This window comes from Rhodococcus sp. OS5, assembly GCF_056837585.1.
In genome coordinates this window covers 1,235,782-1,258,856 of sequence record NZ_CM166368.1, presented here as the reverse complement: position 1 = coordinate 1,258,856, position 23,075 = coordinate 1,235,782, and the positions used below count along the sequence as shown (strand labels likewise).

The window sequence follows — 23,075 nt, the reverse complement described above, 5'->3', positions numbered from 1 at the left end:
GTTCCGAGTGCCAATATGGATACGTGACCCTCGATGATGTCGCCAACGAACTGTACGGGCTCGACCCCGGCGAGTTCGTCGAGGCACGTACACATCATGTGAAGGCCGCCCGGGAGGACAACGACCGCACATTGGCCGCGGAAATCGGCAAACTTCGGAAGCCGACCACCGTGGGGTGGTTGGTCAATCTCATCTCGCGCGATGCACCAGAGGATCTGGATGCACTTCTCGCGCTTGGCGAATCGCTACGCGACGCTCAACGCCATCTCTCGGGCCCGGACTTGCGACGGCTGACGACACAGAGGCAGCAGGTGGTGCGGAGTCTCGCCCACAAATCCGGTGAGATCGCGGCTTCACGGGGAAAAAGCGTCGGCGAGGATGCTTTACGTGATGTCGCGCAGACCCTCAATGCCGCTCTGGCCGATGAGGAGACTGCCGCGCAGGTTCGACTCGGACGGGTCGTGACCGCGGCGAGTTACAGCGGTTTCGGACCCGCCGGGCTCGCCGTGGTGAATGAGAAATCACCGCAGCACGCCGCGATTGAAGAGCCGACGACTCCGAAGTCGAAAACTCCGGAACCGAAGGCCGAACAAGCCAGAGCAAAAGCAGAATTGAAGGAAGCCACGGCGCAGGCCGACGAGATCCGCCGCCGGGTGAAGTCCGAGACCGCCGAACTCCAGGAAGCCAGAACGACGCTCTCCGACGTCGAACGGCGCGTTGAAGAACTGCGCACCGAACTCGAGCACGCTGAGCAGCAACGGCAGTTCGCACGGAACGCCGAGAAGACCAGTGACGCTGCGGTTCGAGAATCCGAGAAGGAACTCCGTGTTGCTGAGCGTCGCGTCGACAAAGCAGAACAAAACCTCGCCGCAATCAATTCGTAGACATCCTGTTCATTAATCGATAGTCTGCCAATTATCGATCAGGTTGATCATCCTGGGATCCAGCAGTTACGAACAATGCCGTGCCGATGAGGGTTTGGCGTTATCGGCTACTGCCTCGACAGTCTTCGGAGTGTGAACATGGACAGCGACAACACGTCGGAATGGAGTTTCTTACACGGCAAGCGCGTTCTCGACCTCTCTCGCCTTCTGCCCGGCCCGTTTGCGACGACGCTGCTCGCAGATCTGGGCGCCGACGTGGTCAAGGTCGAGAACCCGAAGCGACCTGATCCCACGCGGGCAGCTGGTGAACGGATGGCTTCGTTGAACAGGAACAAGCGATCGATCGCGCTCGATCTCCGTCTCGAATCCGATCGCGAGACGTTCCTTCGACTGGTCGAGACTGCAGATGCAGTGGTCGAGGGGTTCCGGCCACAGGTACTGGCAGGCATGGGACTCGGCTACGACGTACTTCGAAAAGCCAACCCACGCATCGTATTATGTTCGATCACCGGTTACGGGCAGTCCGGACCCTATGCCGACAAGCCGGGGCACGAATTGAACTTCCTCGGCCTTTCCGGCTTTTTCGCAGTTCCCGGGTGCACCGACGGAGTCGTCACCCGCCCTGGTATCCGGGCCGGTGATCTGGTGGGTTCGATGTACGCAGCACTGTCCATCTCGGTTGCTCTCGCCAGCGTGGACAAGCACGGACGCGGACAACACATAGACATTTCCCTCGCCGAGGCTGCAACCGCCTGGTGCGCGCCTTTCGCGCTCATGATCCGCGATATCGAGAACCCTACCGATTCACCGACCGTCCAGGGAGACAACGACATTTTCGAGACGTCCGACAGTTGCTTGCTTTCACTTGCCACTTTCGAAGACAAGTTCTGGATCGAGTTCCGAACAGCATTCAGCGCTGAGTTTCCGGCACTGAACACACTGCGCTACGACGATCGATGGACCCGAACACAGCACAAGGCAGAGTTGCGGGAACTCCTGGTCACCACCTTCGGTACGCACACATACGGGTGGTGGGAAAAATCGTTGACTGCGATCAATGCCCCGTGGGCGCCGGTGTTCACCGACGCCGGACAACTGATGAGCGATCCCCATGTCGTCGCTCGAAACCTGTTCAGCGAGGTCGCGACCGAAAACGGAGAAAGCTGGCCCCAGATGAGATTCCCGGCGCAATTCAGCTTGGGACTGAACAGTTTTCGACTTCCGACTCCGTACGTGGGCGAGCACACCGAGTCGGTTCTCGACGAAGCCGCCGCGGCAACGGCGAGACGTGACAGCGGCTATTCGGATTTCAATTCGCCGTCGAAACCCGAAGACCAGTAACGTCCCCGCAACGAAAGTTCGAGCAGCATCTCGGTGACTTCTTCCGGCGTCAGCGGTGGCGGGTCGGACTCGAGCCACCACTGCATGACCGCGATCTGTTCACCCACCCATGCCCGCGAGAGTACTTCGATGTCGATTCGCGGAGTAACCCCGAGCGCTTCTGCCCGTGCGGAAAATATCCGCACAGCGGCGACGCTGCGGTCTTCGACGAACTTTCGCAGCGCCTTGCCATCCCCCTCACCACGCAGGATCACACGGTAGACGTCACGTTCCTCAGCGGCATGCCTGAACATCTCGAGCACAGGCTTGCCGGTGAATCCGATCGAAGAGGCGGGAATGAGTGGACCGAGCCGCTCTTGCAGGTCATCGGCCAGATCGGACACGACTTGACCGAGCAAATCGTCTTTGTCGGTGTAGTGACTGTAGAACGTCGCCCGACCCAAATCTGCACGGTCCGTGATGTCTTCGACGGTGATCCCGGCATATCCCCGTTCCAGAACGAGCGAGACCAAGGCATCCCGCAGCAATCGTCGGGTACGCCGGACACGTCTGTCTTCTGGAGGCATTGGGTTCCCTTCCTTCGCACTGTTGTACGAAGCATAGTTCAACATTGACAGGACGATCGAATATAGACAGACTGTCCATTAACATTCGTGATGTCGATTTTCTCTGGAGATGTCCATGAACCTCGGTACTTATCTCGCCCGAAGCGCCAGCTACTACCCCGATCTCGAAGCCCTTGTCTGCGGCGAAGGCCGGTGGACCTACAGCGAGCTCGATACGGCCGCAAACCGTCTCGCGTCCGCTCTCGCAGTGACCGGGACACGGCCCGGACACATGATCGGAACCTTTGCCGGAAACTGCGGGGAACTCGTAGTGACCGAAATGGCCTTGTACAAGGGAGGATTCGTCAGGGTGCCGATCAACGCACGACTGGGCGCCGACGAACTCGGGCATATCCTCGCCGACGCCGATGTGCGTGTCCTCTTCGTCGACCCCGCCCATGCCGAGATGGCGCTGAAGGTCGTCGCCGACGCAGGGCTGAACTGCAGGGTGATCGACTACAGCACTTCGACTCCCGGCGCGGACAGTTATCACGAACTGACGACAAGGGGCAGCGAAGACAACGTCGAGGTGGACGTCGACATTGACGCCCCGGCTGTCCTCAACTACACATCCGGGTCCACCGGCAAGCTCAAGGCTGCGGTCCAGAGTCACGGCAACCGCTTGGCGAACATGCGCAAGCGACTGATGAGCCCCGAAGGCGCGCCGACTGTTGGTGATCGCTACCTCGCCCCCGGCCCGATCACACACGCTTCCGGCATGGTGATGCTCGGAATGTTCGCCAGGGGCGCCGCAGTGGTGATCCTGCCGGCATGGGACACGAGGACGTTCCTGCAGACCATCGAACGTGAGCGGATCACCACCACCATGGTGGTCCCGACGATGCTCAACTTGCTGATGGACCATCCGTCGGTTACCGAAGTCGACCTGAGCTCTCTGCGCTGCATCGGCGTAGGCGCAGCGCCGGTTTCTCCACAACGGTTGCGCGACGCGGTAAAGGTGTTCGGTCCCATCGTCATTCAGGGATACGGGCTCGGCGAAACGACCAGCGTCGTCACTGTCTTGACCGCTGAAGACGTGGTGCGCGGTATCGAATCCGACCCTGAGCTTCTTCTCTCGTGCGGCCGGCCGGCATACGACACCGATGTTCGCGTGGTCGACGACAACGGCGTACAGGTCCCGGCCGGCACGATCGGCGAGATCGTAGCCAGTGGTCCGGACTGTGTCCGCGAATACTTCCACGAACCCGAGCTGTCGGCTGAGACGTTCAGGAACGGCTGGGTCCACACGGGCGATGTCGGCTATTTCCGCGAAGACGGCTACCTGTTCATCGTCGACCGCAAGAAGGACATGATCATCTCGGGCGGATTCAACATCTACTGCAGCGAGGTGGAGGCCGCTTTGTACGAACATCCCGCCGTTTCCGAAGTCTGCGTAGTGGGAGTTCCCGATCCGAAGTGGGGCGAAGCAGTCAAGGCTGTTGTCGTGACCAGAGATGGAACTGACACCACCGCAATGGAATTGATCGCGCACTGCTCGACGCGTCTGGCAAGCATGAAGAAGCCACGTTCGGTCGACTTCGCAGATTCGTTGCCTGTCAACCGAAACGGCAAGATCGATCGCCGCGCGATTCGCGCGACCTACTGGACCACCGCTGACCGTCACGTCAACTGACAGGAAATAGACATGTCATTCGCTCTCACCCCTACCTACGAAGACAATCCAAGACTTCAATCGCTCGTCGAGCGTCTACGCGACTATCTCGACGGCGAACTAGCCGAGTACGAAGCCGAATTGGGTCTCACTCAAGAATCCCACTACATCCGTGAGACACTCGAGCCAGTATGGAGACGCAGCCGCGAACTCGGCTTCTACGGAATACACCTCCCCACTGAACTCGGCGGCCAGAACCTCACCTATACCGAACTCGCCGCACTCAAAGAAGAGGTCGGTGCATCGCCGCGGGTCCTCGCGACGTCCGTGCTCGGAGACATGGGTGGCCCACTCCGCGCGGGATCGATCTTTCAATACGCCACCGAGCACCAGTTGGAAAAGTACTTGATTCCGGTGCTGCGAGGAGAGAAGGCGTGCTGCTTTTCTCTCACCGAGAACGACGCAGGTTCCGATGTTCGCGGCATGCTCACCACAGCTACCCCGGACGGTGCCGGATGGCGCCTGAACGGCCACAAGGTGTTCTCGTCCGCGGGCCCCTTCGCCGACTTTTCGGTCCTGATCGCAAAGATGGCATCCGACGGCGACGGACCGGATTCGTACTCGGCCTTCCTGGTCGACTTGGATTCTCCTGGCTGCACAGTGGCGGACGGTGACGTCCCGATGTCCGGTCAGCACATCGAAGCGGACATCATCCTCGACGGCTGCTACGTGGGGCCGGAACAGCTTCTCGGAAATGTGGGCGAAGGCTTGAGAATCGGACTCGGTCGAGTCACAGTCAACCGGTTGTTGCACTGCCCCACCGTCCTCGGCGGAGCCCGCCGAGCACTGGAATTGTCGTTGGAGTACAGCAAGACTCGCCAGGTGCAGGGCGCTCCTCTTGCGATGTTGCAGTCCATCCAACACAAACTCGCCGACATGGCGACCGACTACTACGCTGCGCGCTCGATGACCTACGACGCACTCGCCACACTCGATGCCGGTGGGAGTCCGCGTACCGAAGCATTTATGTGCAAGCTGTTCGTTGCCGAGAAGGCCTTCACCATCGCCGACCACGCAGTTCAGATTCACGGAAAAGCCGGGGTCATCCGTGGTTCGGAGGTCGAATCACTGTTCCAGCGGTTGAGGATGTTCCGAATCCTGACCGGCTCCTCCGAGATTCAGAAGAACGGAATCGCGCGTCAATTACTCACCACCTGAAGATCATTCAAGGACAGTCGTATCCAATTTCGCGCCCGCCAGGTCGTCATACGCTCGACGTGACGGCCTGGCGGGCACTCGACATTTCGGAGGCAATCACCGTGATCGATCACGAACCGGACTACAGATTCAGTCTTGCGAACGAACGAACATTTCTGGCTTGGATACGAACTGCGTTGGGGTTGTTGGCAGGCGGCGTCGCAGTCGGTCAGTTCTACGTATCCGAAAACGACAACAATATGTACAAAATGCTCGGAGTCGTGTGCACCGTCGTGGCGTCGGCTGTAGCGCTCGGCGCGCTCAGACACTGGAAGGCCGTCCAAACCGCGATGAGGCGTGATCTTCCCTTACCCACGTCACCGATGATCGCGCTTCTCGTCGGTGGGGTGTGTGTCGTTGCGGGTCTCGGCGTAGGGATGACCGTGTTGTGACGAAAAACGAGCCGCCCGGACTGCAACCCGAGCGAACCGTGCTCGCCTGGCGACGAACTGCCCTCTCCTCTGTGACTGTGTCAGTGATCACCGGTCGCGAAATCGCTTTACATCCGTCCGTTCTACGAATCGCAGTGTTCGCCACGCTCATCATTACGACTGCCGGAGTCATCGTGGGCACGACAATCCGTCATCGTCGACTCAGTCTGGACGACAAGGATTCTCGAGAAATACCGTTCATTGTCATGGCGACTTTGGCCGTAGGCGTCACGGTTGCGGGACTCGGCACCTGCACTGTCATCCAACTTTGAACAAAGAGATAGACAGTATGTCTATTTATGTATATTGTCTCCATTAATGCTCACTGTGACTCAGTGCACAGTCGACCGCCGAGCGCTGCCCACCGCGCCCAAGCAATCATCGGCATTTTTCGAGAGGGAACAATGACCACAGAACTTGCGGCACCTACTCAGTTTCCACGCAGTCGGCGAGGTAAGAACCTCGCACTCCTGACCGGCTCCACGGCAATGGACAACGCCGAAAGCAGCGTGACGTCCGTGCTCTTCCCTCTCATGCGCGAGGCCATGGGATTGTCATCGGCGGCGCTCGGCACGATCGTTGCAGTGGCCAAGGCCGTCGGGGTCTTCACGGCAATCCCCTGGGCGTTCCTTGCCCGACGATATTCTCGTAAGTCGGTACTTGCCATCTGTTCAGGGTTCTGGGGTGTCTGGGTAATCCTGGCCGGATTGTCCGGCAGTTTCACTCAGTTTCTCGTCGTCTATGCGATCGGCGCCGCAGGTTTCGCCGGCGCCGGCTCGATTGCATTGTCCATCCTCGGAGATCTGTACGAGGACGCCCGGAGGGGCCGCGCAACGGGATTGGTATACGGCGGCGTCGCCGTCATCACCGGCGCGACCGCCCCGATATTCGGGCTTTTGTCTCGCTTCGAAGATGGATGGCGCTACGGATACATCATCACCGGTGCAATCTGCATCGCCATCGGTGTGCTTATCATGCTTTTCCTCGACGATCCTGAATCCGCCGATGCGCCCGCACAGACGACCACCGACGATTTCGGCTCCAAAGCAAGATTCTGGCGCGAAGGGATACGAGAGCTACTCGCTATCAAGACATTCCGATACTTACTCGTACAACGCGCATTCTCGGGCCAGAACGTCATCATGAGCTTCAGCATCGTATTTCTCGTCGAGGAGCACGGATTCACGACCGCAACTGCTTCGATCATCGCACCGCCCTTCGCAATCGGGTACCTGCTCGGCACGTTCGTCGGCGGACGAGTCAACGACGCCGTACACGTCAAACGACCCCGAAACGGCCGCATCATCATGCTTCAGGCCAGCCAACTCGGATTCGCGGCCGCAGCACTGATCGCTACGCAGATTTCCTGGAACAGCATCGGCGTCTACGCGGTCTTGTTCGGGATCGTCGGCGTCCTTCAAGGTCAGGTCCCAGTGGTCAATCGGCCGATTATCATGGCCGTAGTTCGTCCGGAACTGCGAGCCCTGGCCTTTGCCGTCTCCGTCTCGACAGTCGAAGCGCTGGCCTACGCCGGATACGCTGTCTTGGTCGGAACCCTCGGCGACAGAATCGGATTGCAAGGCGCGCTCTTCATCGTCACCGTAGTGCTGACCACCGTCAACGGGGTCGCTTCAGGCGCACTGTATCGCCCCTACGCCCGCGACAGTGCGGCCCTACTCTCCGGGCCATCCGCCAACCCCCTACATGAACAGAATGCGCTTCGGCACTAGGCAATTCAGTTCATCAACTACGAACGCGGCAATCAACACTCCAACTCGGCAATCAAGACGGAAGTAGACCTCAGATGGCACAAAACATCGCAACGGATGACATCCCCTGGGCGCGCGGATTCACCGACCCGGCCGACGTGCGCCAACAAGCCACAACCATACGAGAGATGGTTGCGACTCGCCGTGTGTGGCGCGGCGACGGACCCAAATGGACCCTCCCGACCGACTACACGGATCTGTCCGGTGTCACGTTGAACCTCCCGGATCAGCCGAAGCAGACGGTGTCCGAGTTCCTCGCGGGTGCGCACAGTGACGGTATCGCAGTGCTACATCGGGGACGCATCGTGTACGAGAGTTACTTGCACGGTTGCAAACCGCACGAACCGCACCTCAATGCATCGATGGCGAAATCCTACGTCGGTTTGATGGCTGCACTGGTCGAAGCACAAGGATTGTTCGACCGCGACGATCGGGCGTCGAAATTCATTCCCGAGTTGGCGGGAACTGCGTTCGGAGACAATCGGATTCAGGACCTTCTTCACATGGGCACTGATGTAACGTACGGCGGTCGGCCGTTCCATCGCACCATCGAAGCCAGCCGTTTCTGGGCCGTAGTCGCCCCGAAGCTGCGCCCCATGAATTACCGCGGCCCGGAGACCATTCTCGAGCACCTCGCCACGGCACGTACTGCGGGCCCGACCGGCGTCGAATTCCGCTACGAGAACGGCAATGTCGAGACTGTCGGAGAAATACTGCGCCGCGTGACCGGAACTTCACTCGCCGAACTACTCAGTGAGCTGGTCTGGTCAAGAATCGGAGCCGAAGAAGATGCGTTCTACATAGTCGACTCCGCTGGAACGGAAATGGCGGCGGGCGGATTCAGTGCGACCCTTCGAGACGTGGCCAGATTGGGTGAGATGATTCGTTGTGACGGTGCCGTCGAGGATCGTCAGGTGATCCCACCGCACATCGCGCGATCGATGACCGCGGGAGTGCCCGCAGGCTATCCTTCGGAGGTCAGAAGCCCGCGTGCCCCTGTCGATTCCCCCGCGACGATGAGCTACCACGACTACTGGTGGATCCTCAATGATCCGTTCGGATCGTTCATGGCAAGCGGAATCCATGGCCAGAGGCTCTTGATCTCACGCGACCTGGAGTTTGTGGTCGCGCATTTCGGAGCCCACATCCTTTCGCCTGCAATCGACACCCCGAACTTCGTACCCGCGTTCCTTCAGATCGGCACTCACTTGGTATCGAACGCTCGCGGAGCGGTCCCCGTCAGCTGAGGTTTCCTCACGCATTCAACCTGCGGCGGCTTCGAGCTCACTCAAGGATTCCTCGAGATGGCCGAGGAGCCGCTGCAAGTGCGGAACATTGCGGCGGCAGCCGACGAGCCCGAACTGCATGGTGTCCGCGTAGCCGATGACGGTGATGTTCATCGCCTGCCCGTCCAACGGAATCGATGCCGGGTAACAGCTCTCGAGCTTCGCGCCATTCCAATAGCGCGTCGTTGTCGGGCCGGGGACGTTGGAGATCACCAGATTGAAGACTGGACGCCCAGTGATCAGTCGGGATGAACCAGGGATCAGCGGCAGCCCGAGACCCGCGACGTTCAATGCACTGAGCGCCGTGATCTGCAGGGGCGTCAGGCCCGACATCAGAGACTTGGCGCTACTCATCGAGTCGTGAACTCTCTGAAGTCGGGCCGCCGGATCTGCCAATTCGGTTGCCAGATCACACAACACCGCACCTACGGCATTGCCGGAAGCCTCACCCTCTTCGCCTTTGCGAAGGGATACCGGCACCATCGCGATCAACGGTTTGTCCGGCAACTCGTCCAGTTCGATCAGGTATCGCCGTAGCGCACCCGCGCACATTGCCAACACCGCATCGTTGAGCGTCACGTCTGCAACGCAGCTGACCTTGCGCAGGCGCTCGATCGGCCACGACTGCGCGGCGACACGCCTCGCTCCGGTGATCGGGACGTTGAAGATAGATTTCGGGGCAGCAAACGGCAACGGTGCGACGTGGTCCTTCACTGCCGAGGCAGCGGCGTTCACTATCGCAGGGCCGACCCCGACCACATCTTGCACGGTCTCGATCACGGAGCCCACCCGCCTCTGCAGGTCCAGCCCGCGACCGGCACGAACCCGCCCCGAAGAAGGTCGCTGCGCCCACGGAGGCATCGATTCTCGATCGAGCGGGTCCGACGAGAGGCTGCGGTACCACGCCTGAACAGCAGACACACCATCCATGAGCGCGTGGTGCGTCTTCATGTACACGGCAACTCGGCCGTCGGCGAGACCTTCGATCACGTACGCCTCCCACAGCGGCCGATGCCGATCGAGCAGCGTGCCGTGGAGCATGGAGGTCAGCTCGAGCAACTCGCGGACTCGCCCCGGCTTGGGCAGCGCGAGCAACCGGACGTGATATTCGAGATCGACGTCTGCATCCTCCGTCCAACGCACCGGCGCGAAGTTCGACAAGAACTGCACCGGCTTGCGGCGAAAGAGTGGGCGAATCGAGTCGACGTCGGTGAGCGAACGGTAGAGCGATCTTGCGAATTCGCCGTCGTCCCCTTCCGGCGGAACGAAAAGCGACAGGCCACCGACGTGCATGGGATGCTCCCGTGACTCCATCAGAAGGAACATCGAGTCGAGCGGCAGCATCAGCGTCATGGCGATCCGTTCTCTCGGGCGGCTGCCCGGAGTACCGATCAGCCGCTGTTCGACAAAGTTACTCGCCCTGACTTCCCTCATTGGCGACTCCGACAAAACATTGCCACCTCGATTTCGACAGGAGTCCGATATTCCCGTCGACGAACGCCTTTCGGGTCGAAGCACCTCACAGCGATTCGCGGGTGAATGACGAGACACAGAGCACTGCAACAAATTTCAATCCTCACAGCCACAAGTAGTAGCGGAGGCGATCGCAGTAATACTTTTGTCGGAATTGTTTCAAATTGTCTGTACATCCAAGTCACACGTGACTACCGTCACTCATCATCACAATCCCGACTGGTCGGTTGTACCCAAAGGAGAAATACATGTCCCGACGTTCGACGTCGCGTGGGCTTTTCGGCGCACTCGCCACCGCAACTGTGTTCGCCACCGCCGCTGCGGTGGGAAGCTTGTCAGCAAGCATTGCAGGAGCCGCCCCGGCAGCGGAGATCCCCTTCGGCGGTTGGGATTCATGTCCGATCGACAATCCCGAGACCAGCACCTGTATGGACGTCACGGTCACCGGCGGAAACATGAAGATCGGCAAGCTTTCCGTCAGCATTCCCGCCGGGGCGATGCGCATCGCGGGCGGAGTTGCATACCGGGAGAATCCAGAGGCTGAATTCGGATTCGACCAAGTATTCATCCCGCCGAACGACAACAGTCGGGGGATCTACGCCAAACCCATCGACATCCCCGGGGGCGCACTCGGAATCGACCTGCCATTCAACAATCTCTTCGGACTGAACAAGGCTTCGGCCACCGTAGAGTCGACGTCTGCACTCCCCACCGTGGATGCATTTCAGCTTGGTGTGAAGCTACCCGTCAAATTGAAGATCGCGAACCCTCTCCTCGGCGGCAAATGCTACCTGGGCTCGGACAACAACCCCGTCCAACTCAACTTGGATGTGACCGAATACGGTGTCCTCGAAGAGGTTCCAGGTTTCCCGGATACTGCCGTCGTTCGAAACACCGGGCACACCGGACAGCCCTTCGCGGTCCCGACAGCTTCCGGATGTGGCCCGTTCGGCGTTCTGAATCCAATCGTCAACTGGCGCGCCGGGCTTCCCTCGTCCACCACGTCCAACTCCCTCGCCACGACGAGTGACGTCTACAACATCGGTGCCGACAGCCTCAGGCCCCAGCCGGCCGGCTCACCCGAACCCGCTGCCGTCGTTGCCGAGCGTAGCGCCAACTAGCAATCCAACCCACTGCCACAGAACCGTCATCGACGACAGATTGCCACCTCGAAACGGAGTTCACTTGTCCATGCGCACAATACGATTCAGAGCCGCGCTCGCCGTCGTCGCAGCGGGAGTCCTCACTCTCGGGGCGGTGTCAACCGCGACGGCGGCCCCGCTGCCCAATGCGCCGTTCGGGGGCTGGGGAAAATGCCCGATAGCCAATCCGGAGACAAGCACCTGTGTCGATGTCGTCGTCAGAGGCGGCGAAATGAACATCAACGGGCTCAAAGTACCGATTCCTTCCGGCTCGTTGAATATCGCCGGCGGTGTCGCCTATCGCGAGAACCCCGACGCTGAATTCGGGTTCGACCAGATCTTCATTCCTCCCACTGACGGCACCAAAGGCGTCTATTCCACCCCCATCGAGGTACCAGGAGGAATCTTCGGGCTCGGTATACCGTTCCCCGGCGGCTTGACCACCATCAAGGCAACAGTCGAACCGGTCGCGTTGCCAACAGTCGACGCATTCCAACTCGGTGTCACACTTCCGGCAAGATTGAAGATCTCCAACCCCTTGCTGGGCGGCAACTGCTATCTGGGTTCTGCGAGCAACCCGATCATGTTCAAACTCGGAGTGTCCGAAAATGGTGTCCTGGAGGAAGTTCCAGGATTTCCGGATACCGCCGCCGTCAGAAACGTGACGCACGCCGACCAGACGTTCGCGGTACCGGGCGCATCTGGATGTGGACTGTTCGGCGCATTGAATTGGGCAGTCAATCTTCGCGCCAACGTTCCGTCTTCGAGTGGTCACAACTCGTTGACCACCACAAGCGATGTGTTCAACATCGGCGCCGACAGCCTGCGGACGCAGTAGAGCAAGCACCGGCGACTCACGAAGTATCACCGACAACAAGGAGATATCGATGTCCCATGCAGTTCGCCGCACCACCATCGTCACAGCTGCCGCCGCAGCCGCGATTGCGGTCGCAGCCGGCACCGCTCTGGCTTCGACCGTCGTCACTCCAGCGGGTCAAGCCGTGACTGCTTCGAGCAGCAATCTCAGTATCAAGACAGGAACGATCACACTTACCTGCTCCAGTACGACGGGCTCCGGGACCATCCCATCCGCGCCGGGTAATTCCAACACCGGCACCGGCGGAGTCAACGTCAATATCGGCACCCCCAGCCTGACCGGGTGCAAGGCTAACGGCCTACCCGCTGTGGTCACGACCTCCGGCTCCTGGCTATTGAACGTATCGGCAGACACCGGATCGGCTCAGGGATCCCTGGTCATTCCTGCAGGAGGCGCAGTCGTCACGATGCCCGGATCAACATGCACAGTCACCGTCGGGGCCAGCACTGTCGGACCGCTGCCATTCGATATTCCCAACCAGCGCGTCGTGGCAAGCAACACCGGCACCGTGAACTACACACGCACCGGCACCGGACCCGTCTGCCCCGCCGCAGCCACTGGGACGGCAACAATGTCGGGCACACTGCAGTTCGCATCGGCCACACCGATCAACGTGACACCGTGACGATCGACAGCTAGACAATAGGGCTCGTTGGGGGATCGACGCTTCCGTCGCTCCCCCAACGAACGTCCTGTGGACCGGGTCCGCACACGATCGCCTTCGGTTTCGCCACGAAGCGGACCGGCGCATTATCCATCTGCTGCTTCGGTGGCGTCGAGTAACGCGTCAAGGGCGCGGTGGAGCTCGGCGAGTTCCCGCCCTCCGGTTTTCGTCAGCACTTCCGTATTCTTTGCATCCAATTGGCGGACAATGTCTTTAGCGAGCTCTATGACTCGTTTGCCCTCGTCACTGAGATCGAGGCGAACGGCTCGCGCATCGCGTCTATCGCGTTCACTGACAACAAACCCGCTCTTCTCCAACGCTCGCACGAGCTTGGATATGTAGATTCGCTGCAATCCTGTGTGCGCTGAGAGTTCTCGCTGACTCGGCCTCTCCCCCGCACTCACCAGACCATGCAGAGACGCGAGCACTGAATACTGGGCGTGAGTCAACCCCAGGTGCGCGATCGCTCGGTCAACCCCCGCCCGCCAGCGCAAGCCAAGGTGCCACACCAGCGACCCTGTCGTCCATGTTTCTCGATCTTGCATACAAATAGAATACATGGCTACTATCTCAATTAGAGTATATGGAAACTATTTGAGGAGTCGCAATGCCCACAATTCCCGTGCTCGACTCGACCATGGCCTACCGCTCGCGCGGCGAAGGACCACCCTTCGTACTCATCCACGGAAACCCCACATCCTCGCACTTGTGGCGAAACATCCTGCCGCAGATAGGAAATCTGGGCCGCGCACTTGCCCCTGACCTCATCGGAATGGGGCGGTCAGGCAAACCGCCAATCAACTACGGCTTCCTCGACACCGCCCGCTACCTCGACGCCTGGTTCGACCAGATGGAACTCGACGACGTCGTACTCGTCGGACACGACTGGGGCGGGGCACTTGCACTGGACTGGGCTGCCCGCCACCCCGATCGCGTCCGAGGTGTGGCCTTCTTCGAAACGATCCTTCGTCCGATGACCTGGGACGAACACTTCCCGGGAGAGGCACGGGCACGGGTGGAAGCTCTGAGGGACTCCGACACAGGAGAGACGAAGGTACTCGACGAGAACTTCTTTCTCGAAATAGCGCTTCACAGAACGGTTCTCGGTGAAATGACCGAAACCGATGCCGAGGCCTATCGCTCCCCTTATCCGTCACGAGAGAGTCGCCGACCCCTTCTCGAGTGGCCACGATCCTTCCCCATCGAAGGAACTCCCGGTGACGTGAATGCACGTGTGGCGGCGTACAGCGATTGGCTCGCAGAAAGCACTGACGTACCCAAACTTCTTCTCACCTTCAGCGGCCCCGCAGAACTTCTCATGATCGGACCTGACGAAGTCACGTGGAGCCGATCGAATATCGCAAATCTCGAGGTGGAACAGTGCGGTCCCGCAGGACATCTCGCCCCCGAGGATCAGCCTGCGGCCATCGCGGCGGCGATCACCGAATGGACAGAGCGGCAACACTGTTTCAACCGCGAGTGACGTGGGACCGTCGCCAAGTACTCTGAGCGCCGGTTTCCCCGACCCATGCGGTAGCGATCCAGACGATGCTCCGAAATATGGGACCGACACCACCTCCGCCGGATTTGTCCGATATAACTAACTGGCGAGTACGCCGGTTGGGACGAGGTCGAGAACGAGGGGGCGTGTGTGGTGAACGAGGACGGGTTGGGGCGAACGTCAGGATCGGGGGCTCCACACCGGGTGGGCGGCTTTCTCTATCACCGCAACGGCGACCGGTGGGAGTGGTCGGACGAAGTTGCACGGATTCACGGATACGAACCCGACCAAGTAGCTCCGACGACAGAATTGATGCTCTCGCACAAGCATCCCGACGACCGAAGACACGTTGCTCAGACACTGCACGCCATCCGCACTTCAGGCGGACCGTTCAGCAGCCGCCACCGCATCATCGACACTGCAGGGGACACTCACTCGGTAATCGTCGTCGGCGACAGCGTCGTGGACGAGTCGGGTGCCGTGGTCGGCAGCTCAGGCTTCTACATCGACGTCACCGAAACCCTCGACAGTACGGTGAAAGCGTCTGTCGACGTGCTGGTCAACGAAATCACCGCTTCTCGCGGAGTAATCGAGCAAGCCAAAGGCATGCTCATGGTGATCTACGGCATTTCGGCCGATCGCGCCTTCGACATCCTCGTGTGGCGTTCTCAAGAGACCAACGTGAAACTCCGGGATGTTGCCGAACAGTTGATAGTTCGAACGCTTGACGACTTCCGGGTCCCGACACTACTGCGGACCCGATTCGATCACGTGCTGTTACAGGGTTGAATGACAACAGGGTTGAGGGATCTACTTAAGGCGGTTCCCGTGGCTGGCTGCTCAACCTCGAGGAACCTCGCCCGCATTGATTCCGGGACGGTCCGATGCGGCCTATCCCCGTTGTTACCCAACGCGGAGTAAAAGGAAACTACTCGTCGTCAGACTTCTCGTCGGAGGTCTCCTCGACCAGTTCAGGCGCCTGTTCTCGCGTTGCCATTCCCCCGTCGCCGCCCTTGTCCACGGGTCCTGGGTGCCCGCCCTTGGGCGACTGGTCGTTGTCGTCTTTGTCGGTCATGCGATCGTCCTCATCATCTCGTCGTCTCGGTCCTGGAGCCGGCGCAAAGAGACCGGGACCCAGCTCCATCTCAATCTAACGCGCTCAGGACTTCTCGCAACCCTCACCGATTTTGTTTGCATTTCAGTGCTTTCGGGCAGGTGACTGCGAACAGCATTTCCACGATGAGAGGTCGATCCCAGTGCGCGCAGTGACTTGGCAAGGCAAACGGAAAGTAAGCGTCGATACGGTTCCGGACCCGAAGATCGTCGAACCCACCGACGCAATCATCAAGGTCACCACGACGAATATCTGCGGATCCGATCTGCACCTGTACGAGACTCTGGGTGCGTTCATGAATGCCGGTGACATTCTCGGCCATGAACCGATGGGCATCGTCGAAGAAGTCGGTTCGGAAGTCACGAATCTCGAGATAGGTGACCGCGTCGTCATTCCGTTCCAGATCTCGTGTGGCAACTGTTTCATGTGCGATTCGAGCCTCTACACACAGTGCGAGACGACGCAGGTCCGCGATCAGGGAACGGGCGCAGCATTGTTCGGCTTCTCCGAGCTCTACGGCTCGGTGCCCGGCGGGCAGGCTGAGTACCTCCGAGTACCGCAAGCACATTTCACACACATCAAAGTTCCCGAAGGTCCCGCGGATTCGCGATTCGTCTACCTCTCCGACGTGCTCCCCACCGCTTGGCAGTCGGTCGAATACGCCGACATTCCGCCGGGTGGGTCCGTGACAATCCTCGGCCTCGGACCGATCGGTGACATGGCGGCTCGTATCGCCCACCACAAGGGGTTTCGAGTAATCGGTGTGGACCGTGTACCCGAACGCCTTGCGCGCCTTGCCGAACGCGGTATCGAGACCCTCAACCTGGACGACTACGGCAGCAAGATCGGCGATGCCATCAGAGACGCGACAAACGGCCGCGGAACCGATTCGGTGATCGACGCTGTCGGTATGGAAGCGCACGGGTCTCCGATCGGAAAGCTCGCGCAGCAGTTCGTCGGACTCCTTCCCGATGCTCTTGCCGCGCCTGCGATGCGTAACGCAGGAATCGATCGCCTTGGCGCTGTCTATTCGGCCATCGACATCGTTCGGCGCGGCGGAACCATTTCTTTGATCGGTGTCTACGGCGGAATGGTTGATCCGCTGCCGCTGATGACCATGTTCGACAAGCAGATTCAGCTCAGGATGGGCCAGGCGAACGTCAAGAAGTGGGTAGAGGACATCATGCCCCTGCTCACTGACGACGACCCACTCGGCGTCGACACCTTTTCCACCCATCAGCTGCCGCTCGATCAGGCGCCACACGCCTACGAGATCTTCCAGAAGAAGCAGGAAGGCGCGGTCAAGATCCAACTGAAACCGCACCTGTAGTTCAACGCCGATCAGGTCGACGGTTCATCCGCCACGTCCGCATCTTGTTCGCGAAACCACCGATCGTCATACTCACACCTCACACACGCTCGACAGAAAGAACCTGAAACCGAAATGGCTCGCGAACTTACCGTCTCCGACAGCATCGTCGTCAGCTCCGACGCGCTTTCCCTCTACGAGGTCATCAGCGATCCCACTCGTATGGGTGCCTGGAGTCCCGAAAACATAGGCGCAACCTTGCGGGGAGCCCGCGAAAGCGCTTTCCTGGGCATGGAGTTCGACGGGCACAACAAGCGTGGGCGCGCGCAGTGGACCACGCGATGCACAGTCACCGCTGCCGAGGCCGGGAAGCTCTTCGAATTCCGTGTTCACAAGATCGGCCTCAGTACTCCCCGGATCCCCGCCTCTATCGCAACCTGGCAGTACCGATTCTCGCCGGTGCCCGACGGAACCCGAGTTACCGAAACGTGGACCGACGACAGGCGCGGCTGGCCGGACTTCGCCGCCGACATGTTCGACAAAATTGCCACCGGAGGAAAAACCTTCGCCGACTTTCAGCGCGGCAACATCCGCAAGACGCTCCTGAACCTCAAGAACGCAGTTGAGCAGGAGGTTTCCGGAATCGAAGGCAACGTCGGCTGACCGGCCGACACCATTTGTGGCAGTTTCTGCCACTTTTGGTACAGTGCGGATATGGCAACAGCCCGCCGCACTGCACTACTTCTCCGCGTCTCGCAGAGTTGTGCTGCCGCTTTCGTCGAACGCGGCGACACTTCGACGACCATCGCGGAGCTCGCCGATCGGGCAGAAATCTCCGAGCGAACGTTCTACCGTTGCTTCGCCACCAAAGAGGAGAGCATCTGGCCGATGCTCGACGAGGGAAACCGCAGTCTGGCCACGGCACTCAGCGCGCAAGCCCGCGAATTCGGGCTCGCAGCGGCTGTGAAGAATGCCTTTATCGCATCGGTCGGCGAGTCCTTCGAGCCGATGACCCGGTCACTGATGCCCATCATCTTCGGTGATGCGGCACTCCGGAGAGTTTGGGAATCAGCAACTTTCGAGACGATGGAACTGATTCGCCCAGAAGTCGCACGCCTGATCGATCGTCCGGAAACCTCGCTCGACACCACAGCGGCTTCGGGCCAGGCAACACTTGCGGTAGTGGCCGCACTGCGTGAGATGGCAGACCTCCGGACGCCCGCACCCGAGGCCATCACCCGCGCGCTCCGGGCGTTCTCGAAGCCATATCTCGCAACACCAACAGGTAAGGAACAATCATGACTCAGGATCTCTCCGGAAAAATCGTTCTCGTCACCGGCGGCGCACGCGGCCTGGGCGAGGCGTTTGCCCGCGGCATCGTCGCGGGCAACGGCCGCGTCGTCATCGGCGACCTACTCGACGACGACGGTCGAGCAGTGGCCGAATCTCTCGGCGACGCAGCGCGTTACGTTCACCTCGACGTCACCGATCCAGCGTCTTGGAAGTCCGCCGCCGAGTACGCGGTATCCGAGTTCGGCGCGATCAACGGTTTGGTCAACAACGCCGGAATCTCGGCGTCCGGCCAGACAGTCGCCGAGGAACCACTCGAGACGTTCCAGCGCATCATCCAGATCAACCTGGTGTCCGTGCACACCGGTATCCACACGGTGGTGCCCGTCATGAAGGCAGCCGGCGGCGGATCCATCGTGAACATCTCCTCGGCCGCCGGCCTGATGGGCATGGCCCTGACCAGCGGTTACGGCGCAGCCAAGTGGGGCGTGCGTGGGCTGAGCAAGATCGCCGCCGTCGAACTCGGCCGCGACAAGATCCGGGTCAACTCGGTTCACCCCGGCATGGTCCTGACGCCCATGACTGCACCGACGGGTATCAGCCTCGAAGAGGGCGCATTCCCCAACAATCCGTATCGCCGTGTCGGTCGCCCGGAGGAGTTGGTCGGCGCGGTCACCTACCTGCTTTCCGACGATGCCTCGTACACAACGGGTTCCGAGATCGCCGTCGACGGCGGTTGGACTGCCGGCCCGTCGATCGAATACATCGCCGGCCAGTAAGGCAGGGATCCGTTCCCGCCCGAATCTGCGCATTCCGAACGCCCTCAGGTGAATACCAAACTCTCTCTGATTGCATTCGGAGAAGACAACTTTCGCAGTCGCCGCAGCGCCCGATGCAGGTCGAGTGACACCTCGTCTGTCGTACGGGCAAGCGACGTTGCGGTCGCCTTTGTATCGAGCCCGACGATCAGCCGCAACACCAGGACATCGCGTTCGACAATCGGGAGCGTTGTCGGAGGCGGGAGCGATCCACCGCTGAACCCGTCGGATGCCGCCCGAGCAATCGCGATGCTTGTACTCGCGTACAGCACGCGTAGAAAAGGCTGATACGTCTCCGATCCGTCGCACACTGCCGTGAGAACGGCGACGCACGCGGCATCCGCGGCGGAATCGGAAACGGCCTGATCAAGCTCGGCGCGGCACCGCAGCACAACCATCGGACGAAACGCCGCATACAAACTGGCCATGGACTCACGGCTACCGCTCCGCGCCGCGGCGGCCAATACATCCAGCGAGCCTTCCTGCAACATGGGCTCACATCTCTCTTTCTCGACGGGACATTCGTTGTGCGGTCCGAGAGATCAACTGGAACCGAACGGTCCCACGAAGTGGTTCCGGCGGATGGTCATGCCACGATCAATCCCCTGCCCGAAGGATTCTCGAGGCTCTCTCTCAGCCCTGAGGCACACCCCAGTGAAGTCCTGCATCCTTGCCGCTCACTGGCACTGACCTGGCAAATTCCTGGCAGGATGCTGATTCAAACCGAACGCCTTGCACTGCAGAATTTTTCGATCCGGTCAGCGTGTATTTGCTGCTCCAAGTCCGACCGTTCCGTTCCAGGCGACGAGGGGTCACACGGGCGTAGGGTCGAGAGAGTTCGGCTCAGTCGTCAAGAGCGGAAGGACACCCAGACAATGCGGAGCGATGGAGATACGTGGGACATCGTCAGTAGCGTCGGACTTACCGCGCTGGCAGTGGCAACGTTCCGAGCACTGGAGAGCACCCGTCCGGACGCGATCATCGAGGACAAGTTCGCATCGTGGTTCGTAGAAGCTGCAGCCGAGCCGCATTTCACAGCTCTTCTGAAAGATCCCACACTCCTCGAGGACACCCCCTTCGGCGGTTTCATGGGGTTGCGAACCAGGTTCTTCGACGAATTCTTCTCGTCGTCAACCGAATCCGGAGTAAGGCAGGCGGTAATCGTTGCAGCAGGGTTGGATTCGCGTGCGTACCGGCTGGATTGGAGCTCAGGATCGACGGTATTCGAAGTGGATCAGCCAAAGGTGCTGGAGTTCAAAGCCGAAGTGCTCGCTGCGCACGACGCCCAGCCGAAGACCGATAGACGCACTGTGCCTACTGATCTGCGAAACGACTGGCCGGCCGCACTCGAAGAGGCTGGTTTCGACTCGAACGAACCCACGGCCTGGTCGGCGGAAGGCCTGCTCGCCTATCTCCCCGGCCCGGCCCACGACGCCCTGTTCGAGCGGATCGACGAACTCTCGGCCACAGGTAGTCGCTTGGCGGTGAACGACTTTCCGGCGGGAACCGACCCGAGCAAGCTTGCGGCCATCAGATCCAAGTACTTCGCCAAGGACCTGTTCGGCGACCTGGACATTTCGCAACTGTTCTACAGCGACAAGCGATCCGATCCGGGCCAGTGGTTGGCTGAACACAATTGGACTGTCCGACGCTTCAGCTCGGTCGAGTTGGCAGAACTGTACGATCGTCGGATCCCCGAACTCCCCGAAGAAATCGCAGCGCTGTCAACGCAACCGTCCTTTTTGGCCGCGACCAAGAACTAGCTCTCGCAGTCATCACGAAAGTTCTTCGAGTGCAGCCTTTCTCCCATTTGTCCAGCGGCAAGGCGCGTGTCACCACTACAAGTGGTTGACGGTACTCCAGGATGAAGCGATTCAGTACCTCAGGCTGAGTATGTCTACACCTTAGACGGACGCGCGCCGAAGAAGATGCTGATGAAATAAGTCCATGAATCTCGAACACACACGCAGGAAAGGCCGCCCGCTCGCGCTGGTAGCACTTGCCTCCGCAGCGGTATTCGCCCTCGCCGCATGTACTTCCGGGACTGATTCCGCACAAACCTCTGAAAACAGCACAAAGACCTCCCCCACCGCGGCACCCGCTACGGTCACGATCCCTGACAGCTCCGTCGGCAAGCAGATCACCTGGCTTCTCAGTGCGTTCAACACGAGCACGCCGTTGACCCAGGAAGAAATCGCCGAACACTTCGGGCCCACTGCACCCGTAATCCTGACACCTCCGGACTTCGACTCCATCCGAGCCGGACAGCCTTGGACAACAGTGAATTACAAGGGAGGCGACTCCGACGGCACAGTTTCCATCACCAGCACCACCGGCGGTGCGTTCGACGTCAACGTCGTCGTCGACGTCGACGGCAACGGGCTGATCCTCGGAATGGCGATCACACCGACCAAGGACGTTCATGTGCCGGCCGCATCTTGGCAAGAACTCGAGGCAGCTGTCAAAGCGCTTCCCGCGCCGACCAATCTGACCGTCACCGAGGTCACCGAAGGAAAGAACGCCGAAGTCTTCAATGTCGGCGACACCTCACCACAGCCCACAGGGTCAACGATCAAGCTGTACGTTCTCGGCGCGGTCGCGACGGCCGTCCAGAACGGGACACTCTCCTGGGATCAGAAGCTCACCATCACCGACGACCTCAAATCGATGCCCGGCGGGACCATGCAGGACCTGCCATCGGGAACTGGAGTCACGGTCCGAGATACCGCCGGCAAGATGATCTCGATCAGCGACAACACCGCCACCGACATGCTGATCGCTGCTGTCGGGCGCGAGCAGGTAGAAGCCGAATTCGCCCCGATGGGCATGGCAAATCCTTCGCTCAACATCCCGCTCAAGCCGACCCGCGCACTGTTCCAACTCGGCTGGGGTGACCAAGGCGCACAACGTATCGCTTGGCGCGACGGAACTCCGGACGAGCGTCGAGCGATACTCGCGGCACTACCTGGCGGCCTGGTGGACATCCCGGCGTCAGCATTCACCACCCCCGCATGGCCTTTCGACATCGATTGGTTCGCCTCGCCCGCCGACCTGCGTGCCGCGTTGGTCACGTTGCAAGAGAAGGCGAAGACCGAGAGCGGCGCACCGGTTCGAGACATTCTCGCCGAGGATCCGGCGCTCAGCGACGAGTCCGCGAAATGGTTCACTTACGGCGGATTCAAGGGCGGCAGTTCCATCGGGGTCCTCGCGGGTGCCTATTACGTGGAACACGACGATCGTGCCTGGGTTGTCACCATGCAAACTCATGGTGACGACGCTGCACTGGTTGCCGACCCGGCTCTGTACTTCGATCCGGTCGACGACGCGATGCTCTTGATCCAGACGGATGCAACCAGTTAGTGCCCAGTGGCGGGCCGAAACCACGCACGCCGATTCATTGCCTTCGCCGATGAAGGCGCCGGATACAGAGAAGCCGCTGCACATCCAGTGTCATCCGGATGCACAGCGGCTTCGCTAAGTCTTAGCCCGTGGGGGTCTCGGTCTCGTCCGACGAGAATCCGTCGAAGAATGCGATGACCTTCTGAAGAAGTGCCGCGATGTCGAAATCTTCCAAGCTACCCATTGCGTTCGTCCTTTCGTTTAACACTGAGGATGAAACGTGCATCTTGCAATTTCCAATGTAAAGCATGAAAAGCATTATTTCTCGACCGCGCGACACTTCGGTCGCAAATACGCCACTCA

Annotated in this window: 24 protein-coding genes; 19 read left to right on the top strand and 5 right to left on the bottom strand. The window is 60.1% G+C overall.

Features of this window, described 5'->3' with window-relative positions:
- The first annotated feature begins 23 nt into the window (after positions 1-23).
- Both ACVZUB_RS05795 and ACVZUB_RS05790 read left to right on the top strand, forming a co-directional pair.
- The gene (locus ACVZUB_RS05795; RefSeq protein ID WP_063314919.1) at positions 24-884 is read left to right on the top strand and encodes a hypothetical protein; all 861 of its coding nucleotides are present in this window, start codon (positions 24-26) and stop codon (positions 882-884) included.
- A gap of 138 nt (positions 885-1,022) precedes the next feature.
- Positions 1,023-2,225: a CaiB/BaiF CoA transferase family protein gene (locus ACVZUB_RS05790; RefSeq protein WP_217018458.1), complete on the top strand. Its 1,203-nt coding sequence runs from the start codon at positions 1,023-1,025 to the stop codon at positions 2,223-2,225.
- On the opposite strand, the gene ACVZUB_RS05785 is transcribed toward ACVZUB_RS05790, so the two are convergent.
- Positions 2,183-2,791, bottom strand: coding sequence for a TetR/AcrR family transcriptional regulator (locus ACVZUB_RS05785; protein WP_007734687.1), 609 nt, complete (start codon positions 2,789-2,791; stop codon positions 2,183-2,185). The genes ACVZUB_RS05790 and ACVZUB_RS05785 overlap by 43 nt on opposite strands.
- A gap of 115 nt (positions 2,792-2,906) precedes the next feature.
- Between ACVZUB_RS05785 and ACVZUB_RS05780 the strand changes: the two genes are divergently transcribed.
- The 6 genes from ACVZUB_RS05780 to ACVZUB_RS05755 all read left to right on the top strand — a co-directional run bounded on the left by ACVZUB_RS05780 (position 2,907) and on the right by ACVZUB_RS05755 (position 9,146).
- Positions 2,907-4,463, top strand: coding sequence for an acyl-CoA synthetase (locus tag ACVZUB_RS05780; RefSeq protein WP_063315142.1), 1,557 nt, complete (start codon positions 2,907-2,909; stop codon positions 4,461-4,463).
- Between the two features lie 12 nt (positions 4,464-4,475).
- Positions 4,476-5,660 (top strand): acyl-CoA dehydrogenase family protein, encoded by a 1,185-nt coding sequence (locus tag ACVZUB_RS05775; RefSeq protein ID WP_063314921.1) that lies wholly within the window; start codon positions 4,476-4,478, stop codon positions 5,658-5,660.
- 59 nt (positions 5,661-5,719) lie between these two features.
- Complete coding sequence (locus tag ACVZUB_RS05770) at positions 5,720-6,091, top strand: YidH family protein (RefSeq protein WP_081557457.1); 372 nt, start codon at positions 5,720-5,722, stop codon at positions 6,089-6,091.
- The gene (locus ACVZUB_RS05765; protein ID WP_007734680.1) at positions 6,088-6,402 is read left to right on the top strand and encodes a DUF202 domain-containing protein; all 315 of its coding nucleotides are present in this window, start codon (positions 6,088-6,090) and stop codon (positions 6,400-6,402) included. The genes ACVZUB_RS05770 and ACVZUB_RS05765 overlap by 4 nt, the downstream gene beginning before the upstream one ends.
- A gap of 132 nt (positions 6,403-6,534) precedes the next feature.
- Positions 6,535-7,860 (top strand): MFS transporter, encoded by a 1,326-nt coding sequence (locus ACVZUB_RS05760; protein WP_475845988.1) that lies wholly within the window; start codon positions 6,535-6,537, stop codon positions 7,858-7,860.
- A 74-nt stretch (positions 7,861-7,934) separates the two neighbouring features.
- The gene (locus ACVZUB_RS05755) at positions 7,935-9,146 is read left to right on the top strand and encodes a serine hydrolase domain-containing protein (RefSeq protein ID WP_063314923.1); all 1,212 of its coding nucleotides are present in this window, start codon (positions 7,935-7,937) and stop codon (positions 9,144-9,146) included.
- 15 nt (positions 9,147-9,161) lie between these two features.
- Here the strand turns inward: ACVZUB_RS05755 and ACVZUB_RS05750 are convergent, their stop codons facing one another.
- Positions 9,162-10,538 (bottom strand): wax ester/triacylglycerol synthase family O-acyltransferase, encoded by a 1,377-nt coding sequence (locus ACVZUB_RS05750; protein ID WP_475845996.1) that lies wholly within the window; start codon positions 10,536-10,538, stop codon positions 9,162-9,164.
- 368 nt (positions 10,539-10,906) lie between these two features.
- Between ACVZUB_RS05750 and ACVZUB_RS05745 the strand changes: the two genes are divergently transcribed.
- From ACVZUB_RS05745 to ACVZUB_RS05735, 3 genes are all read left to right on the top strand, one after another.
- Positions 10,907-11,779: a hypothetical protein gene (locus ACVZUB_RS05745; RefSeq protein ID WP_007734676.1), complete on the top strand. Its 873-nt coding sequence runs from the start codon at positions 10,907-10,909 to the stop codon at positions 11,777-11,779.
- A gap of 70 nt (positions 11,780-11,849) precedes the next feature.
- On the top strand, positions 11,850-12,638 hold the full coding sequence (locus ACVZUB_RS05740) for a hypothetical protein (RefSeq protein ID WP_482628220.1): 789 nt from the start codon (positions 11,850-11,852) through the stop codon (positions 12,636-12,638).
- Between the two features lie 49 nt (positions 12,639-12,687).
- Positions 12,688-13,302 carry a hypothetical protein gene (locus ACVZUB_RS05735; protein ID WP_003945583.1) on the top strand — a complete coding sequence of 205 codons (615 nt, stop codon included), beginning with the start codon at positions 12,688-12,690 and terminating at the stop codon, positions 13,300-13,302.
- Between the two features lie 125 nt (positions 13,303-13,427).
- Here ACVZUB_RS05735 and ACVZUB_RS05730 read toward each other — a convergent pair whose 3' ends face one another.
- Positions 13,428-13,886 (bottom strand): MarR family winged helix-turn-helix transcriptional regulator, encoded by a 459-nt coding sequence (locus ACVZUB_RS05730; RefSeq protein ID WP_176741993.1) that lies wholly within the window; start codon positions 13,884-13,886, stop codon positions 13,428-13,430.
- A 62-nt stretch (positions 13,887-13,948) separates the two neighbouring features.
- Between ACVZUB_RS05730 and ACVZUB_RS05725 the strand changes: the two genes are divergently transcribed.
- Complete coding sequence (locus tag ACVZUB_RS05725) at positions 13,949-14,824, top strand: haloalkane dehalogenase (protein WP_204856212.1); 876 nt, start codon at positions 13,949-13,951, stop codon at positions 14,822-14,824.
- Positions 14,825-14,992: 168 nt separating this feature from the next.
- Positions 14,993-15,631, top strand: a complete 639-nt coding sequence (locus ACVZUB_RS05720) for a PAS and ANTAR domain-containing protein (RefSeq protein WP_037132380.1) — start codon at positions 14,993-14,995, stop codon at positions 15,629-15,631.
- A 139-nt stretch (positions 15,632-15,770) separates the two neighbouring features.
- Here ACVZUB_RS05720 and ACVZUB_RS05715 read toward each other — a convergent pair whose 3' ends face one another.
- Entirely contained in the window at positions 15,771-15,917 is a 147-nt protein-coding gene (locus ACVZUB_RS05715) for a hypothetical protein (RefSeq protein ID WP_003945804.1), read from the bottom strand.
- A 181-nt stretch (positions 15,918-16,098) separates the two neighbouring features.
- Between ACVZUB_RS05715 and ACVZUB_RS05710 the strand changes: the two genes are divergently transcribed.
- The 4 genes from ACVZUB_RS05710 to ACVZUB_RS05695 all read left to right on the top strand — a co-directional run bounded on the left by ACVZUB_RS05710 (position 16,099) and on the right by ACVZUB_RS05695 (position 19,334).
- Positions 16,099-17,286 (top strand): zinc-dependent alcohol dehydrogenase, encoded by a 1,188-nt coding sequence (locus ACVZUB_RS05710; RefSeq protein ID WP_042452468.1) that lies wholly within the window; start codon positions 16,099-16,101, stop codon positions 17,284-17,286.
- A gap of 114 nt (positions 17,287-17,400) precedes the next feature.
- Positions 17,401-17,928 carry an SRPBCC family protein gene (locus tag ACVZUB_RS05705; protein ID WP_054781433.1) on the top strand — a complete coding sequence of 176 codons (528 nt, stop codon included), beginning with the start codon at positions 17,401-17,403 and terminating at the stop codon, positions 17,926-17,928.
- Positions 17,929-17,979: 51 nt separating this feature from the next.
- Positions 17,980-18,567 (top strand): TetR/AcrR family transcriptional regulator, encoded by a 588-nt coding sequence (locus tag ACVZUB_RS05700; RefSeq protein ID WP_312638581.1) that lies wholly within the window; start codon positions 17,980-17,982, stop codon positions 18,565-18,567.
- Positions 18,564-19,334, top strand: a complete 771-nt coding sequence (locus ACVZUB_RS05695; protein WP_312638582.1) for an SDR family oxidoreductase — start codon at positions 18,564-18,566, stop codon at positions 19,332-19,334. Before ACVZUB_RS05700 ends, ACVZUB_RS05695 begins: the two co-directional genes overlap by 4 nt.
- A 44-nt stretch (positions 19,335-19,378) precedes the next feature.
- Here ACVZUB_RS05695 and ACVZUB_RS05690 read toward each other — a convergent pair whose 3' ends face one another.
- A complete protein-coding gene (locus tag ACVZUB_RS05690; protein WP_064074095.1) occupies positions 19,379-19,864 on the bottom strand; it encodes a hypothetical protein in 486 nt (161 codons plus the stop codon).
- A 384-nt stretch (positions 19,865-20,248) separates the two neighbouring features.
- On the opposite strand from ACVZUB_RS05690, the gene ACVZUB_RS05685 reads away from it, so the two are divergent.
- On the top strand, positions 20,249-21,136 hold the full coding sequence (locus ACVZUB_RS05685; protein WP_234550616.1) for a class I SAM-dependent methyltransferase: 888 nt from the start codon (positions 20,249-20,251) through the stop codon (positions 21,134-21,136).
- A gap of 184 nt (positions 21,137-21,320) precedes the next feature.
- Positions 21,321-22,733, top strand: coding sequence for a serine hydrolase (locus tag ACVZUB_RS05680; RefSeq protein ID WP_328599954.1), 1,413 nt, complete (start codon positions 21,321-21,323; stop codon positions 22,731-22,733).
- The last annotated feature ends 342 nt before the right edge of the window (positions 22,734-23,075 follow it).